This window comes from Streptomyces sp. NBC_00386, assembly GCF_036063235.1.
In the GTDB taxonomy this organism is placed as follows: Bacteria; Actinomycetota; Actinomycetes; order Streptomycetales; family Streptomycetaceae; genus Streptomyces.
The window spans coordinates 4733335-4749780 of the sequence record NZ_CP107950.1 but is presented as its reverse complement, the minus strand read 5'-3'; the positions used below and the strand labels follow the sequence as shown (position 1 = coordinate 4749780).

12 protein-coding genes and 2 pseudogenes are annotated in these 16446 nt (G+C 70.2%); 7 read left to right on the top strand and 7 right to left on the bottom strand.

All coding sequences use genetic code 11. The annotated features are described in order from the left end of the window. Positions 1-94: 94 nt before the first annotated feature. Positions 95-910, top strand: coding sequence for a carbon-nitrogen family hydrolase (locus OG780_RS20865; RefSeq protein ID WP_328450365.1), 816 nt, complete (start codon positions 95-97; stop codon positions 908-910). A gap of 186 nt (positions 911-1096) precedes the next feature. On the opposite strand, the gene OG780_RS20860 is transcribed toward OG780_RS20865, so the two are convergent. Continuing rightward, complete coding sequence (locus tag OG780_RS20860; protein ID WP_328450363.1) at positions 1097-1591, bottom strand: LURP-one-related/scramblase family protein; 495 nt, start codon at positions 1589-1591, stop codon at positions 1097-1099. Beyond that, a complete protein-coding gene (locus OG780_RS20855; protein WP_328450361.1) occupies positions 1588-2643 on the bottom strand; it encodes a GlxA family transcriptional regulator in 1056 nt (351 codons plus the stop codon). Before OG780_RS20855 ends, OG780_RS20860 begins: the two co-directional genes overlap by 4 nt. Before the next feature lie 51 nt (positions 2644-2694). On the opposite strand from OG780_RS20855, the gene OG780_RS20850 reads away from it, so the two are divergent. The 3 genes and pseudogenes from OG780_RS20850 to OG780_RS20840 all read left to right on the top strand — a co-directional run. Continuing rightward, positions 2695-3105: a cupin domain-containing protein gene (locus tag OG780_RS20850; protein WP_328450360.1), complete on the top strand. Its 411-nt coding sequence runs from the start codon at positions 2695-2697 to the stop codon at positions 3103-3105. A gap of 74 nt (positions 3106-3179) precedes the next feature. Next, positions 3180-4715 (top strand): recombinase family protein, encoded by a 1536-nt coding sequence (locus tag OG780_RS20845; RefSeq protein ID WP_328450359.1) that lies wholly within the window; start codon positions 3180-3182, stop codon positions 4713-4715. Between the two features lie 108 nt (positions 4716-4823). Next, positions 4824-5450 (top strand): annotated as a pseudogene (locus tag OG780_RS20840) (alkyl hydroperoxide reductase); the annotation flags it as partial. A gap of 6 nt (positions 5451-5456) precedes the next feature. On the opposite strand, the gene OG780_RS20835 reads toward OG780_RS20840, so the two are convergent. The 4 genes from OG780_RS20835 to OG780_RS20820 all read right to left on the bottom strand — a co-directional run bounded on the left by OG780_RS20835 (position 5457) and on the right by OG780_RS20820 (position 10866). Beyond that, positions 5457-5702 (bottom strand): DUF6458 family protein, encoded by a 246-nt coding sequence (locus tag OG780_RS20835; protein WP_328450358.1) that lies wholly within the window; start codon positions 5700-5702, stop codon positions 5457-5459. A gap of 127 nt (positions 5703-5829) precedes the next feature. Beyond that, positions 5830-7470, bottom strand: coding sequence for a hypothetical protein (locus OG780_RS20830; RefSeq protein ID WP_328450357.1), 1641 nt, complete (start codon positions 7468-7470; stop codon positions 5830-5832). Positions 7471-7591: 121 nt separating this feature from the next. Further along, the gene (locus OG780_RS20825; RefSeq protein ID WP_328450355.1) at positions 7592-8887 is read right to left on the bottom strand and encodes a M18 family aminopeptidase; all 1296 of its coding nucleotides are present in this window, start codon (positions 8885-8887) and stop codon (positions 7592-7594) included. 152 nt (positions 8888-9039) lie between these two features. Beyond that, a complete protein-coding gene (locus OG780_RS20820; RefSeq protein ID WP_326786671.1) occupies positions 9040-10866 on the bottom strand; it encodes an acyl-CoA dehydrogenase in 1827 nt (608 codons plus the stop codon). Between the two features lie 142 nt (positions 10867-11008). Between OG780_RS20820 and OG780_RS20815 the strand changes: the two genes are divergently transcribed. The 3 genes and pseudogenes from OG780_RS20815 to OG780_RS20805 all read left to right on the top strand — a co-directional run. After that, positions 11009-11500 (top strand): SseB family protein, encoded by a 492-nt coding sequence (locus OG780_RS20815; RefSeq protein WP_328450353.1) that lies wholly within the window; start codon positions 11009-11011, stop codon positions 11498-11500. 177 nt (positions 11501-11677) lie between these two features. Next, on the top strand, positions 11678-12649 hold the full coding sequence (locus OG780_RS20810) for a pirin family protein (protein ID WP_328450351.1): 972 nt from the start codon (positions 11678-11680) through the stop codon (positions 12647-12649). A gap of 152 nt (positions 12650-12801) precedes the next feature. Then, positions 12802-13866 (top strand): annotated as a pseudogene (locus OG780_RS20805) (AI-2E family transporter); the annotation flags it as partial. On the opposite strand, the gene OG780_RS20800 reads toward OG780_RS20805, so the two are convergent. Then, entirely contained in the window at positions 13818-16304 is a 2487-nt protein-coding gene (locus OG780_RS20800) for a SpoIIE family protein phosphatase (RefSeq protein WP_328450349.1), read from the bottom strand. The pseudogene OG780_RS20805 and the gene OG780_RS20800 sit on opposite strands and share 49 nt — an antisense overlap. Positions 16305-16446: the final 142 nt, after the last annotated feature.

The window sequence follows — 16446 nt, the reverse complement described above, 5'->3', positions numbered from 1 at the left end:
CGCTAAGTTACGCTGCTGTGAGGCACCCCGGCAGTGCTTTCGTGTGACGATCGTAGGCCGGTATCGACGGCTCGAATGCCAGGACGGTGGTAGTGTGCGCGCCTCGCTCCTCCAGATCGACGTAAACGATGATGAATCGGTCGCATCCCGCAGGCGCCGTGTGGCGGACCTGGTACGTGATCAGGCCGGAGTCGATCTCGTCGTGCTCCCCGAACTGTGGACCACCGGCGCCTTCGCCTACGAGGGGTTCGGGGCGTGGGCCGAGCCGCTGGACGGGCCGACCCACGAGGCGATGAGCAAGGCGGCGAGCGACGCGGGCGTGTGGCTGCACGCCGGGTCGATCCCCGAGCGTGCCGCGTCCGGGACCGGCTCGGCGGCCGAGGCTCCCCTCTACAACACCTCCCTGGTCTACTCCCCCGACGGTGAACGCGTCGCTGCCTACCGCAAGATCCACCGCTTCGGCTTCGACGAGGGCGAGGCCGTGCTCATGGGCGCGGGCACGGAACTGGTGACGGTGCGGCTGCCGGAGACCGTCCTCGGCCTCGCCACCTGCTACGACCTCCGGTTCCCCGAACTCTTCCGCGGACTCGTGGACGCGGGGGCGCAGACCTTCGTCCTTTCGGCGGGCTGGCCCGAGCGGCGCCGCGCCCACTGGACCCTGCTCGCGCAGGCACGCGCCGTCGAGAACCAGGCGTACGTCCTCGCCTGCGGAACGGCCGGTACGCACGCGGGAGTTCCCCAGGCGGGGCACTCGATCGTGGTCGACCCGTGGGGTGAGGTTCTCGCCGAGGCGGGGCCGGACGAGGAGATCCTCACGGTGGAGTTCGACCCGGCCAAGGTCGCGGCGACCCGGGAACAGTTCCCGGCCCTGAAGGACCGCCTGCTGGGCCTGGACACGCCCACCCGCTGACCGGGCTCCCGCCTGCCCGGCCTGACTCCCCACTCGCTGACGACGCTCCCGCCCCGCTGACCTGCGGTGCCCCGCCGCGGACCGGCATCCCGCCGCGGGGCCTGTCGGCCGCCTCTCCGCCGGCACGCGGCCCCGCCGCCATCCGTCCCCGGCACCGCTTCCGGGTGCCGTCGGCGGACCGTGCCGTCAGTCGTCCCTCCGTTCCTTCTCCGCCAGATGGATCACGCACACCGCGACCGCGATCAGCAGCGCCGGATCGGCGTCCTCCCGTACGACGTCGACGCCGTAGGTGTCGCGGACGTGGAGCCAGCGCCGGGAGATCTGCGCGAGGAGTTCGTTGTCGTAGTCCACGGCGAACTCGCGGTCGAGGATCTTGCCGCTGACGTCGAGCTCGGTGCCGTCGACCAGCGACACGCGGTAGTGGTTGCGGAGCAGGGACAGGCGCTTGCGCTTGATGGTCGCGAGCGGATCGCCGTCCCGCTCGATGATCATCGTGTCGCGCAGCGCGAGCATCTTCTGGTGGATGTCGATCAGGACGCGTCCGCGGGTGTCCTTCAGCTGGAAGGTGTCCCGCAGCCGCATGGCCTTGCCGTCGACGAGGAAGACCTTGTCGCCGTGGTCGTCCTCGATCCAGTAGTCCTCACCGAAGCCGAGCAGTCGGTCGCGTACGAGGTATCTCATGCCGTCACCGGTTCCCCGGTGGGCGTTCCGAAACGCCGCCGGTAGGCCGACGGGCTGAGTCCGGTCGCCCGGCGTACCCGTTCGCGCAGGTTCGCGGCGGTCCCGAGCCCGCTGCGGTCCGCCACCACGTCGAGCCGGGCCTCCCCGCGCTCGATGAGCCGGCAGGCGAGGGCGACCCGCTGCGCCGTCAGCCATGCCAGCGGAGTCGTGCCGAGCTGGGCGCGGAAGCGGCGGTGCAGGGTCGCCGGGCTCACCGCGGCGTGCGCGGCGAGGTCCCCGACCGTCAACGGCTCACCGAGCCGCTCCTGCGCCCAGACCAGCAGGGGCGCCAGCGACGCGTCGGGCACGTCGGGCAGCGGCTGTCGCACGAACTGGCGCTGGCCCCCGTCGCGGTGCGCGGCGAAGACCAGCCGCCGCGACACCGCGTTCGCGGTCTCCGCGCCGTGATCCTGCCGCACGAGGTGCAGCCCGAGATCGAGCGCGGCCGCGCTGCCCGCCGCCGTCAGCACGTCCCCCTCGTCCACGAACAGCACGTCCGGGTCCAGCAGTACGTCCGGGTGCAGTTCCCGGAAGACGTCCGTCCAGCGCCAGTGCGTGGTGGCGCGGCGCCCGTCGAGCAGCCCCGCCTCGGCGAGCGCGAAGGACCCGGTGCAGAAGCTCACCACCCGGGCCCCGCGCGCGTGGCCGCGCCGGATGGCGTCCAGGACGACGGCCCGGCGCGGGACGACGTTGTCGGGACGCCCGGGAACGACGAGCGTGTCGGCGTCGTCCGTCGCGTCGAGGCCGGGCACCCCGCTCAGCGTGAAGAACCCGTGGTTCATCCGGACACCGGGCGTGGGGGTGCACAGGGTCAGCTCGTAGAGCGGCTCGGGCCGCCCCAGTTCGGGTCGGGCAAGCCCGAACAACTCGGTCGCGACGCCGACTTCGAAGGGGTTCGTACCCTCGTCGACGATCACGGCGACGCGATGCGGCCGGCGGGACGAAGGTTCCGCCGGCCCGTGTGCGCCGGGGTGCTCCGGGGATGCGGGACGTTGCGAGGATCCTTGCGGCATACGCGATTTCTAGCACTCGCGGGGGTGCCGGAAGACGCGGACGATGAACGCATGACCAGTGCACCCGCCCGACGTGGCGAACCCGTCTCCCTCTCCGCCGCCCTCGCCTCCTTCACCGACCTGTGGAGCCCGCGCATCGTGACCACCGTCAACGACTACGACGTGCGCGTCGCGAAGGTCGAGGGCGAACACGTCTGGCACGTGCACGAGCACACCGACGAGTTCTTCCTGGTCCTGGAGGGCGAACTGACCATCGCGCTCCGGGAGCCGGCCGGCGAGCGGACCGTCGTCCTCCCCAAGGGCTCGGTCTGCACGGTCCCGCGTGGCACCGAACACAAGCCGTACGCCCCCGGCGGCGCGTCGATCCTCCTCTTCGAGCCGACCGGCACCCTCACGGTCGGCGACCGCCACGACGAGATCCCCGCCCACGTGGACGCGACGACGGGGCACGCGCTGGACTGACGAACGTGCGTGTATCGATCCAGCATTTCGGGAATTCACCTATGAAGAACGGAAATTCCAGACACTCTTGAGTCGTGCATCAAGAAGCATTCTGTGATCTGTATCTGCGTCTGTCTCTCGACCGTGACGGCAAGACCGCAATCGAACGGCAGGAAGCCGACTGCCGTGCATGGGCCGAACGCAACGGACTCACCGTTCGCAAGGTCCATACGGACAGGGGGCGCTCCGGCTACAAAGCGGTTGAGCGCAAGGGATTCGATGCCGCGCTCGCGGCCGTCACCGCCGGAGTCGTCGGCACGCTGATCGTCTGGAAGCTGGACCGCCTCTCCCGCAAAGGCATTGGTCAGGTGGGCAGGGTTCTCGACGGCATTGAGGCGGTGGGGGGTCGTCTCGTGTCCGTCGTGGAAGGGCTCGACACCTCGGACGACTCCGCCCGCACAATTGTCGCGACGCTCGCGGAACTGGCGCGATCGGAGTCAGAAGACCTTGGTGCGCGCGTGGGACATGCGAAGAAGTACCTGCGCAGCAAAGGCCAGTGGATCGGCGGACAGCCGCCCTATGGGCTCGGGGTAGACCCGAAGAGCAAGAAACTCGTCCATGATCCTGAGTGCGCCGTGTACGCCCGGCTGATCGCGGACGAGGTGCTGGCGGGTGCTTCCCTGGTGAAGACCGCACGGTTGCTCAACGAATACGAGATCCCTTCACCGCGCGGCGGGCAGTGGAACGCGGCGAGCATCATGCAGCTTCTGAGGTCTCCGGCCTTTGCGGGCCTCATGCCGGAGACGGAATCCGTTGAGACGGACAACGGGGAAAAGAAGTACACGGGGCGAGTCTTCCCCTACCGCGATCCCGCGACGCTCGACACCGTGGAGATCGGCGAAGGCATCATCACGGTCGGCGAACGAGACAGCATCATCCGCCAATTCGAGGAGCGTACCTTCGAGTACGCGGGCAGGCGCCGCCCGAAAGCACAGGGCGCGGCTCTGCTCACCGGCCTGGTGTTCTGTGGTGTACCGGGCTGCGGAAGCCGTATGCACCGCGTGGGCCGCAGCTACCAATGCTGGTCCCACCGTTCGGGCAATCAATGTGTCGGCGCGTCCGCGCTGGCAGACGCCGTGGATGCTCACGTGGCTGAGAGCTTCCTGACCAAAATTCCGGCGCTGGAACCCGATGACGCGCTGCTTGCCACGATTGCGGATCGCTGGGTCCACCGTATCGATCCGGAGGCGTTCGCGAAGTGGGACGCCATCGCCTCCGAAATCCGCGACGAGGAAGCCCGTTTGGCCGATCTTGAAGAAGCCCGATATGTGCGCGGTGAGTTCAAGGGGGCGGCAGCGATCGGCCGCTACGACCGTCTGACGGAGCGCTTGCGGAGCCGCATCGACGGTCTGCGCGGCGATCTCTGCAGACTACCGATGCCGTCCATGGACGTATCGCCCATGCTCGACCGTCGCCTGTTCCGGGAAGCATGGAAGGACGCCACGGACGAAGACCGGCGTGATCGCCTGTCGCTCGCCATCGACCGAGTGGAAGTCAGCAAGGGCAGACGCGGGCAGCGGATCATTCCTGAGCAGCGTGTTCAGATCCATTGGGCCAGGCTCTCCGCGTGAACGACGCGTTCGCTGGTTTGACCGGGATCACTCGTGGTGCGTTGCCATGGGCTGGCCGTTGCGTCGGTCATGCCGCTTCGTGTGTGCGCTTCTCCGTGGTGGCACGGACAGGCCCTGCTCCAGCACCCGTTGGGGGTCACCGCGCTGCCCGACGGTTCGGTCGCGGTCAGCGACACGTACAACCACGCGCTGCGCCGGTACGACCCCGCGACGGGTGAGGTGACCACGCTGGCCACGGACCTGCGGGAGCCGAGCGACGCCGTGCTCGTCGGGGACGGCATCGTGGTGGTGGAGTCCGCCCGGCACCGGCTGACCCGGCTGCGGTTGCCCGAGGAGGCGGTACGGGTGGAGTCGGTCGCCCACCGCACCCGGCGCGCGGCCACCGAGGTCACCCCCGGAGCCGTCCGGCTGGACGTGATCTTCCAGGCTCCCGCAGGACAGGAACTGGATTCGAGTCACGGCCCGGCCACCCGGCTGCTCGTGTCCGCCACCCCGCCCGAGCTGCTGCTCGCGGGCGAGGGGGCCGGCACCGATCTGTCACGGGCCGTCGAGCTGAACCCGGCCGTCCCGGCGGGCGTGCTGCACGTGTCGGCGATGGCCGCGTCCTGCGACGACGACCCGTCCACCGAGTACCCGGCCTGCCATGTCCACCAGCAGGACTGGGGCGTGCCGGTCCGCCTCACCGAAGGCGGTGCGGACCGGCTGCCCCTGGTTCTCGCAGGCATGGACGCCTGACCCGGCTCACACGCCGTAGCCGTCCGAGTAGCCGTCACGGCGGCGCCGGTCGTCGTCCACGACGGTCGCGGTCGGCGGTACGACGACGCGCCTGCGCCGCGCGATGCTGCTGAAGGTCGTCACGCCGATCAGTCCGACGATCATGAGGATCACGCCGACGAGGTGAAGGTTGACCCCCTGCATGTGCCAGTCGGTCGCGAACGTGAGGATCGCCCCCGCGGCGATCAGGATGATGCATCCGCCCAGGCCCATGGGTGTCGTCTCCTTGGAATAGCAACGCCGGGTCGTTCAGGACCTGTTCCGGGTACCCGGGACCTCGCGAGCCATGCGGAGGAGGCTCCTCACGTCTGCCCGCCGCCGCTTCCGACGGCGGCGCGCGTCACGTCACGTCGACGTAGTCCTCGCGGCCGGAGCTCACCAGGTGGGTGCTGTTCGGGTAGAGCAGCACCGCGACCCAGGTACCGTCCTTCGACGCCGTGAAGCCCCTGCTGAACGTGCCGTCCGTGCGGGTGGTCGCGTTGCCCATGTCGTACCAGCTGCTGGAGCCCTTGGGCTTGAAGAGGATCTTCACCGCCTGGCCGGCGTAGGCCTTCCAGACGCCCGAGGTGTAGTGCTGCAGCTTCCCCTTGTAGGTGATCGTGCGGCCCTTGCGGACCGGTTCCGGCGCGGCGTTGCCGTCGGTGATCCGGGTCGGGGTGCGTGTGGCGTGCACGACGGAGCTGTACGACTCCTGGAAGCTTCTGGCGGCCTTGAAGTGCGCCCGGTAGTAGCCCTTGTAGGACGTGGTGAAGGTGCCCTTGAAGGTCGCGCCGACGTTCGGCTCGAAGCTGCCGGGTGTGACCGTCTTCATCGTCTTCCAGCCGGTCTTCCCGTCGGCCGAGTACTGGAGGTCGACCTTGTTGTCCACGCCCGCCGGGATGGATCTGCCGGTGTTCAGCAGGCCCTTGGCGGTCAGCTGGGCGTACTTGTCCAGGCTCGCGGTGAAGTTGGTGATCGACGTCTTCTCGGCGACGTACACCTTGACGGTCCGCAGCTCACCAGTCCTCATGAAGGTGCCGGCGCGCACCTGCACCTCGACCGTGCCGGACTTCGGCAGCGTCAGCTGTCCGCTGAAGCGGCCGTCGGCGCCCGTGACGGGCCGTGAGGCCACGCCGCCGAACTCGTCGGACCAGATCTCGTCCACCGTGGCTCCGGCCAGCGGTTTCCACGCCCCGCCGACGTACACCTCGGCGGTCCCGGAGACCTTCGCCGCCTGTCCGGCCTTGACGTCCAGTTCGGCGGCGTCCAGGGTCACGCGCGTGTCCGACTGCACGGCCCTGACCTCGACGCTCTCGTTGGCCCTGGACTGGTACCAGGGCTCGTCCGGCCGCAGCCAGGCGTTGACGCTGTCGCTGGACGGGTTGTCGACGTGGTAGGTGTAGGTGAAACGGCCGTCGGCGCCGGTCCTGGTGGCCGCGTCCGGGTCGCTGGAGATCTCCAGGTCCACGCGCTCGTTCGCCGCGGGCGTGGTCTTGCCGGTGCGCGGGTCGGTGACCGTGAAGCCGCCGGTGACGGTGACGTCCTGGTGCTCGTAGTCCGGGTTCTGCGGTGTGGCCCGCAGATCCGTGAGGTTCGCTTCGAGCTCGTACTCGTACCCGTACGTGCCCTGGGCGGTGGTGGTGTCCCCGTCGGCGTCGGTCAGGTCGACCACGACGCGGTAGGTGCCGAGGTCGGCCAGGCGCAGCGGGGCGCCGCTGTTCCACACTCCCGACTGCGCCGTGCCCGATTTCAGGGTGAAGTCGCCGACCTCGGCGACCTCCGGGTCACCGGCGCCGGAACCGGGGGCGTACAGGTGCGCGGTGATCGAGGTGACGGCGCTGTCGGAGTGTGCGGACAGGGCCATCACGCCGCTGGCCGGCGAGTCGGCGAAGCCCACCCAGGACAGCTGCGGCGCGACCGCGGCGTGTGCGGCCGGCAGCGGCCCGAGCATGACGCCGGCGACGACGGAGGCGCAGGCGAGCGCCAGGGATCTCTTTCGCACGTAGTCCCCCACGAGACCGGATTCACAGATCATTGAAGATTGAAGCGCATCGTACGTTGCGTCAATCCCGTTTGAACAGGTTCAAAAAATAACGATCTCACGGGGGAACGAGCGGCGGAACTCAGCCCTCCAGGAACGCCACCAGCGCGTTCGTCAGCAGGAACGGGTCGTCGGCGGCGCAGAGTTCGCGGGCGCTGTGCATCGACAGGATGGCCACGCCGATGTCGACCGTCTTGATGCCGTGCCGTGCCGCCGTGATGGGGCCGATGGTGGTGCCGCAGGGCATGGAGTTGTTGGAGACGAAGGACTGGAACGGCACGCCGGCCTTCTCGCAGGCGGCGGCGAACACGGAGCGGCCCGAACCGTCGGTGGCGTAGCGGTTGTTGACGTTCACCTTGAGGATGGGGCCGCCGCCCGCGCGCGGGTGGTGCGTCGGGTCGTGCCGCTCGGCGTAGTTGGGGTGCACGGCGTGGCCGGTGTCGCAGGAGAGACAGACGGTGCCGGCGAAGGCGCGCGCCCGGTCCTCGTAGGAACCGCCGCGGGCGAAGACAGAACGTTCCAGCACACTGCCGAGCAGCGGTCCGTCGGCGCCGGTGTCGCTCTGCGAGCCGTTCTCCTCGTGGTCGAAGGCGGCGAGGACCGGGATGTACGACAGTCCGGGGCCGGCCGCCGCGACCGCCGCCAGCGCGGCCGTGGCCGCGTGCACGGACAGCAGGTTGTCCATGCGCGGCCCGGCGAGCAGCTCGTTGTCGCGGCCCAGGTAGGAGGGGCGCTCGATGGAGTGGGTCATCAGGTCCCAGCCGGTGACCTCGCCCGCGGACAGTCCCGACTCCTCCTCCAGGAAGGCGATCAGATCGCCCTCGCGGGCGTCGCCGAGTCCCCAGACGGGCTGGAGGTGGCGCTGCTTGTCGAGCTTGAGCCCTTCGCTGCTGACGGAACGGTCCAGGTGGATGGCGAGCTGCGGCACGCGCAGCAGGGCGCGGTCGACGTTGACCAGACGGGTCGAGCCGTCGCGCAGCGACAGGCGTCCGGCCAGGCCGAGGTCCCGGTCGAGCCAGGAGTTCAGCAGCGGGCCGCCGTAGATCTCCACGGCGACCTGGCGCCAGCCGTGCGCGCCGGTGTCGGGCAGGGGCTTGACCCGCAGGTTCGGGGAGTCGGTGTGCGCGCCGATGATCCGGAAGGGTGTGTGCGGCTCGGCGCCCTCGGGCACGTACCAGGCGATGATCGCCCCTCCGCGCAGCACGTACTTCCCGCCGCTGCTCCCGTCCCACGCGTCGGTCTCGGCGACCTGACGGAACCCGGCCTTCTCCAGCCGCTCGGCGGCGGTCGCCACGGCGTGGTACGGCGTCGGGCTCGCCGCGAGGAAGGACATGAGGTCGTCGGTGTGGCCGCGGTCGAAGCGGGTGGGTGCACTCATGGGTTCACCTTAACGACGCACGAGGGCCCGCTCCCGGGGTTGGGAACGGGCCCTCGTAAGGGGGATGTGAAGGGCGGACACCTCGGGACACCTGAACGCGGGGACAGGTGCCCGGATCGGTGCCCGCCCGTCGGGACAGGGGCCGGCGGCTCTTAGAAGGCGGCCTCGTCCAGCTCCATCAGGTCCAGGTCGACGCCCTCGGCGAGCTTGCGGGCGCCGGTGACGCCCGGCAGCACGTTGGCGGCGAAGAACTTCGCGGCCGCGATCTTGCCGGTGTAGAAGGGCTTGTCCTTGGCGGAGGCGGTCTCCAGCTTCTCCGCGGCGACGGCGGCACCGCGCAGCAGGAGGTAGCCGACGACCACGTCACCGGAGGCCATCAGGAGGCGGGTGGTGTTGAGGCCCACCTTGTAGATGTTCTTGACGTCCTGCTCGGTGGCGGCGAGGTCGGTCAGCATCAGGCCGACGATGGCCTCCAGCTCGACGGCGGCCTTGGCGAGCTGCTCGCGGGCGGCGGACAGCTCCTCGCCGCCCGTGCCGATGGCCAGGAACTTCTTGATGTCCTCGGCGAGGGAGTTCAGCGCCGCGCCCTGGTTGCGGACGATCTTCCGGAAGAAGAAGTCCTGGCCCTGGATCGCGGTGGTGCCCTCGTACAGGGTGTCGATCTTGGCGTCGCGGATGTACTGCTCGATCGGGTACTCCTGCAGGAAGCCGGAGCCGCCGAAGATCTGGAGCGACTGGGCGAGCAGCTCGTAGCCCTTCTCGGAGCCGTAGCCCTTCACGATCGGCAGGAGGAGGTCGTTCATGGCCTCGGCGGCGGAGGTGTCCTCGCCGGTGGCCTCCAGGACCTGGATCTCGTCCTGGACCGCGGCGGTGTGCAGGACCAGGGCGCGCATGCCCTCGGCGTACGCCTTCTGCGTCATGAGCGAGCGGCGCACGTCCGGGTGGTGCGTGATGGTGACCTTGGGCGCGGCCTTGTCCATGAAGTCGGCCAGGTCGGTGCCCTGGACGCGCTCCTTGGCGTACTCCAGCGCGTTCAGGTAGCCGGTCGACAGCGTGGAGATGGCCTTCGTGCCGACCATCATGCGGGCGAACTCGATGATGCGGAACATCTGGCGGATGCCGTCGTGCTTGTCGCCGATCAGCCAGCCCTTGGCGGGGTGGCGGTCGCCGAAGGTCATCTCGCAGGTGTTGGAGGCCTTGAGGCCCATCTTGTGCTCGACGTTCGTCGCGTACGCGCCGTTGCGCTCGCCCAGCTCGCCGGTCTCGAAGTCGAACTCGTACTTCGGGACGAGGAACAGGGACAGGCCCTTGGTGCCGGGGCCGTGGCCCTCGGGGCGGGCGAGGACGTAGTGGAGGATGTTCTCCTCCATGTCGTGCTCACCGGAGGTGATGAAGCGCTTCACGCCCTCGATGTGCCAGGAGCCGTCGTCCTGCTGGATCGCCTTGGTGCGGCCGGCGCCCACGTCGGAGCCGGCGTCCGGCTCGGTGAGCACCATGGTGGAGCCCCAGCGCTTCTCGACGGCCATCGTCGCGATGTGCTTCTGGACGTCGTTGCCCTCCTCGAAGAGGATGCCCGCGAACGCGGGGCCGCTGGAGTACATCCAGACCGCCGGGTTCGCGCCGAGGATCAGCTCCGCGTAGGCCCAGATCAGGGAGCGGGGCGAGGTGGAGCCGCCGATCTCCTCGGGCACGCCGAGACGCCAGTACTCGGAGTCCATGAACGCCTTGTACGACTTCTTGAAGGAAGCCGGGACCGGCGCGGTGTTGGTCTCAGGGTCGAAGACCGGCGGGTTGCGGTCGGCGTCCGCGAAGGACTCGGCGAGCTCGTTCTCCGAGAGGCGGGTCAGCTCCTCGAGGATGCTCTTGGCGGTGTCCGTGTCCATTTCCGCGAACGGGCCGGTGCCGTACAGCTTGTCGCGCCCGAGCACCTCGAAGAGGTTGAACTCGATGTCGCGGAGATTCGACTTGTAGTGCCCCATGGCGACGGCTCCGTAAGGGATCGGCGAGGCACTGACTCCTCGCATATTTGTCACGTACCAGCAAGTAGCTACGATGATGCTACCCGCCAGTAATAAGAAGCAACCCCGGGTGGGCCATATGTGGCCCACTACTCTTTGACGCATGTACGGCTACGAGCAGAACGCAGGCGCCCAGCAGGGGTACGTCCCGCCGCAGCAGCAGATGCCCGGCCAGATGCCGGACGGGCAGATGTCCGGCGGGTACGGCCAGCAGCCGCCCCTGTATCCCGAGCCGTCCCCGCCGTCCCTGCCGGACGCGGTCCGGGCGTTCACCACGGGCGCCATGGCGGCCGAGGACTTCCAGCAGGTCTTCGCCACCTCGAAGGTCTACTGCCCGCGCGGTGACAACCCCGGATTCCTGGCGCTGCACAACACCCAGCAGCCTGTCATCCCGATGTTCAGCTCGCTCAAGGAGCTGCGCCGGTACGCGGGCAAGGAGTCCAAGTACTTCGTGATCACCGGAGCCGAGGTGATCGACCTGCTGCCCACGGGCTACGGCTTCGTGATCGACATGGAGGGCAAGCACCGCATGGTCTTCGACGCGAAGGCCGTGGAGCAGATGGTGGACTTCGCGATGCGCCGTATGTACGGCTGACGGTCCGCCGCGGGCGCCCCGGCGCCCGGCGCCTGGTGTCCCGGCGCCCCGGTGTCCGCTCGACCGGATGCCTCTCGAACCTGTGCCGCCCGGAGGGAATGTCCTCCGGGCGCGCGTCGTTACGGGTAGCAGAAAGTTCAACTCTCAACTAAACTCGAAGCACAAGGAGGTACCGACATGCCCGCAGTGACTGTCGAGAACCCGCTGGCCCTGCCCCGTGTGGCCGCGCCGGCCGAGGCGGTGGACCGTCCGGTGCTCACCGTGACGACCGCGCCCCAGGGCTTCGAGGGCGAGGGTTTCCCGGTCCGCCGCGCGTTCGCCGGGATCAACTACCGGCACCTGGACCCGTTCATCATGATGGACCAGATGGGTGAGGTGGAGTACGCGCCGGGCGAGCCGAAGGGCACCCCCTGGCACCCCCACCGCGGCTTCGAGACCGTGACCTACATCATCGACGGCATCTTCGACCACCAGGACTCCAACGGTGGTGGCGGCACGATCACCAACGGCGACACCCAGTGGATGACGGCCGGGTCCGGCCTGCTCCACATCGAGGCGCCGCCGGAGCACCTCGTGATGTCGGGCGGCCTCTTCCACGGGCTCCAGCTGTGGGTGAACCTGCCGGCCAAGGACAAGATGATGGCCCCGAGGTACCAGGACATCCGGGGCGGCACCGTGCAGCTGCTCAGCACCCCGGACGGCGGCGCGCTCCTGCGGGTCATCGCCGGTGAGCTCGACGGCCACCAGGGACCGGGCATCACGCACACCCCGATCACCATGGTCCACGCCACACTGCGGCCCGGCGCCGAGATCACCCTGCCGTGGCGCGAGGACTTCAACGGCCTCGCCTACGTGCTGGCCGGACGCGGCAGCGTGGGAGCGGACCGCCGCCCGGTCCACACCGGTCAGACCGCCGTCTTCGGCACGGGCTCCTCGCTGACCGTCCGGGCCGACGAGAAGCAGGACTCCAACGCGCCCGACCTGGAGGTCGTGCTGCTCGGAGGGCAGCCGATCCGTGAGCCGATGGCCCACTACGGCCCCTTCGTGATGAACACCCGCGACGAGCTCCAGCAGGCCTTCGAGGACTTCCAGAAGGGCCGCCTGGGGACGATCCCGGCGGTGCACGGGATGTCGGAGGGCGGGCTGTAGGCCCTCGCGATCGACAGCGCTCGCGGAAGCCCCGTCCGGCGGACCGGACGGGGCTTTGCCGTGCGCCGTGCGCCGGGGGCTCCTCGCGGAGTTCCTCCCCCGTTCGGACTTCCCGGGGCGCCGGCCCGGCTGACGCATGGTCAGCTGGCAGGGTGCAGCTACTCCCCGAGGGTGCCCGGCGGTTGGCGGCCTGGTGTGCCGTGATCCTGCTGGCCGCCGGGGTCGGATGGGTGGGGATCCTGCTGTGCGGGGAGTTCCGGACGGCGGTGGTGCCGGTGCTGCTCGCGCTGCTCGGGACCGCGCTGCTCGGACCGCTGTACCGGCGGATGGTCAGGGCGCGGATCAACCGCTCGCTCGCCGCCGCCCTGACCTGCGTCGCGGTGGCCGTCGTGGTCGGGGGCGCCGTCTACGTCGTCGTCGCCGCGCTCTTCCACACCGGCGCCCAGATCGTGTCCTCGCTCCGGCAGGCCTCGCGTTCCGTCGCCGAGCACTTCGGCGCGGCGGGCACCTCGCTCGACGACATCGCCGCCAACTCCAAGGACCTGCTGGCCAAGTTCGGCGGCACGGCCGCGTCCAACGTCGTCAGCGGCGTCAGCGTCGTGGCCGAGACCCTCGCCATGTGTTTCCTCGCCCTGCTGCTCGTGTTCTTCTTCCTGCGCGACTCGCACAAGGTGGCCGGATCACTGCGGTCGCTCGCGCCCCGGGGGACCGCCGACGTCGTCGAGGCCATGGCCCGGCGCGCCTACGCGGCCGTCGAGGGCTTCATGCGCGGGACGACGATCATCGCGCTCATCGACGCCCTCTGCATCACCGTCGGACTCCTGGTCCTGCGCGTCCCGGGCGCCGTCGGACTCGGCGCGCTGGTCTTCGTGGGGGCGTACATCCCGTATCTCGGCGCGTTCCTCTCCGGCGCGGTGGCCGTCCTGGTCGCGCTCGCCGACCGGGGGTTCGTCATCGCCCTGTGGACGCTCGGGCTCGTGCTCGCGATCCAGATGCTGGAGGGATACGGCCTCCAGCCGATGATCCAGAGCCGGCAGGTGCAGATGCACCCGGCGGTGGTGCTGCTCGCGATCACTGCGGGCGCCTCCGTGGCGGGCGTCCTCGGCATGCTGCTCGCCGTCCCCCTGACGGCGGCGGCCTTCGGCGTCCTGCACGAACTCCGCGTGCGCTACGAGCCGGAAGGACCGGACGGGCCGCCGCCCGGGCCGGAGGGTTCGGAAGGACCGGGCACACCAGGATTCCCCGGATTCCCCGGATTCCCCGGAGTACCGGGAGCGCCGGGACCGTCCGCGGATTCGTAGCCGCCGACGGATTCCTGGGACCCGGCGGATTCGCAGCCGGCGGACTCGTGGGCCTCGGCGGACCGGTAGCCGCCCGAGGAGCCCCGGGCCTCTGTGGGGCGCGCGCCCGTCGGTCCGGTGGCGTCCGTCGCCTCGGCGAACGCGTCCCACGCTCCCAGCGGCGCGGAGTCGTCCGAAGCCGCGGACTCGCCGGAATCCGTGTCCGCCGCCTCGGAGAACTCGAACCAGATGCTCTTGCCCTGGCCCCGCGGGTCCACCCCCCACGCGTCCGCGAGCATCTCGACGAGCACCAGTCCCCGTCCGGACGACGCCAGCTCCCCGGGATGGCGCCGGTGCGGCAGGGCGTCGCTGCCATCGGTGACCTCGGCCCGTATCCGCCGCTTGCCCGGCTCGCCCGTCACCTCGGCGACGAGCAGCGCGTCCACGTCGGTGTGCACGAGGACGTTGGTGACCATCTCGGAGACGAGCAGGACCGCGGAGTCGAGCTGGTCGGCGGAGGCCCAGTCGTGCAGGAGCTCCCGCAGCTGCTGACGGGCGTCCGCGATCCGCTCGGGCTCGGCCTGCGCCACGGTCAGCATCGTGCGGCGCAGCAGCGGCCGTACGGGTGGCGCCGTGTCGTCGCCGGCACCCTCCAGGGGCAGCCGGGACAGCAGCAGCACCGCTATGTCGTCCTCGCGCCGGTCGGCCAGCGGACCGGTGGTGTGGTGGGAGGAGGGCCCGTGCACGGCCTGGACGAGCGCGTCGGCGAGGCCCTCCATGTCGCCGTCGTGGGATTCGAGCGTCCGGCGGATCCGGCGCCAGCCGGTGTCGAGGTCGTGGCCGCCGGTCTCGATGAGCCCGTCGGTGCAGATCAGCATGGTCTCGCCCGGCTCCAGGACGAGCCGGGTGGTCGGGTAGTCGGCGTCCGGGTCGATGCCGAGCGGCAGCCCGCCCGCCGTGGGCCGCATCAGCACGGTTCCGTCCGCCATCCGTATCGCGGGATCGGGATGCCCGGCGCGCGCGATGTCCAGCGTCCCGGTCGCCGGGTCGACCTCGACGTACAGACAGGTCGCGAAGCGCACATCGGCGGGGTCCGCCGGTTCCTCGTCCGCGTCGGCGCCGCCGCTCGACCCGTAGGTCACCGAGTCGGTGACCCCGTAGAGGAAACGCGCCGCCCGTGACAGCACCGCGTCGGGGCGGTGGCCCTCGGCGGCATAGGCGCGCAGGGCTATCCGGAGCTGGCCCATCAGGCCCGCGGCGCGGACGTCGTGGCCCTGCACATCGCCGATGACCAGGGCGTAGCGGCCGGCCGGCAGCGGGATCACGTCGTACCAGTCGCCGCCGACCTGGAGGCCGCCGCCGGTCGGGACATAGCGCGCGGCGACGCTCATGCCCGGCATCCGCGGGCCGAGCGTCGGCATCATCGAGCGCTGGAGGCCGTCGGTCAGCTCCCGCGCGGTCTCGGCGGCTCCGGCGCGCGAGAGGGCCTGCGCGAGCATGCGGGCGACGGTCGTCAGGACCGAGCGTTCGTCGGGAGTGAAGGTGACGGGGTAGGTGAAGGCCGCCATCCACGCGCCCATGGTGCTGCCGGCGACCGTGAGCGGCAGGAACGCCCAGGACTGCCGGCCGAAGTGCTGGGCGAGGGGCCAGGACGCCGGGTAGCGGTCCTTGTACTCGTCGGGCGAGGAGAGGTAGACCGCACGGCCCGTACGGACGACCTCGGCGGCCGGATAGTCCGTGGCCAGCGACATGTGGGAGAAGGGGCCCTCGTCGCCCGGCTGGTGCCCGTGGTGGCCGATGATCGTCAGCCGCTCGCCCTCCGCGCCGAAGACGGCGAGTCCGTCCGGGGAGAATCCGGGCATCGACAGTCCCGCCGCCACCCGCAGCACCTCCGCCGTGGACCGGGCCTCGGCCAGCGCCCGTCCGGCGTCCAGCAGGAAGGCCTCCCGCGAGCGGCGCCAGTCCCCGATGACAGGGGTGCGCGCGGCGGCGTCCGGGGGCTGCTCGCTGACCTCCTGGAGGGTGCCGATCAGCTCGTACTGCCCGGTCTCGGGGTCGACGAGCGGCTTGGAGCGGCTGCGGACCGTGCGGAGCACCCGGCCGTGCTCGTCCATGATCCGCATCTGGGCCTCGGCGAGCGTTCCCTCGGCCACCGCGAGGTGCACCACCCCGTCCATCTCGTTCCAGTCGACGGGGTGGACATGCGAGCGCGCACCCGCCTCGGTGAGGGTCGTCAGCTCCGCGGGCACGCCGATCAGCCGTGCGGCCTCCGCGTCGAAGGTGACGAGTCCCGAGGCGTTGTCCCAGCGCCACACGCCGGTGGCGAGTGTGGACAGGACGTCCCCCACGGCGGGCAGGGGCTCACCAGTGCGCATGCGCCCACTGTAGGAACAGGTGATCGGTGCCTGCCACCGATGCCGTCCCAGGGCGCCGAGCCGTGGCGGAGCGGTTAATGATGGGGAGGCGGTCCTGGGCTGCCCGGTACCCTGGGGGTGTTTCACGTGAAACACGCCCTCA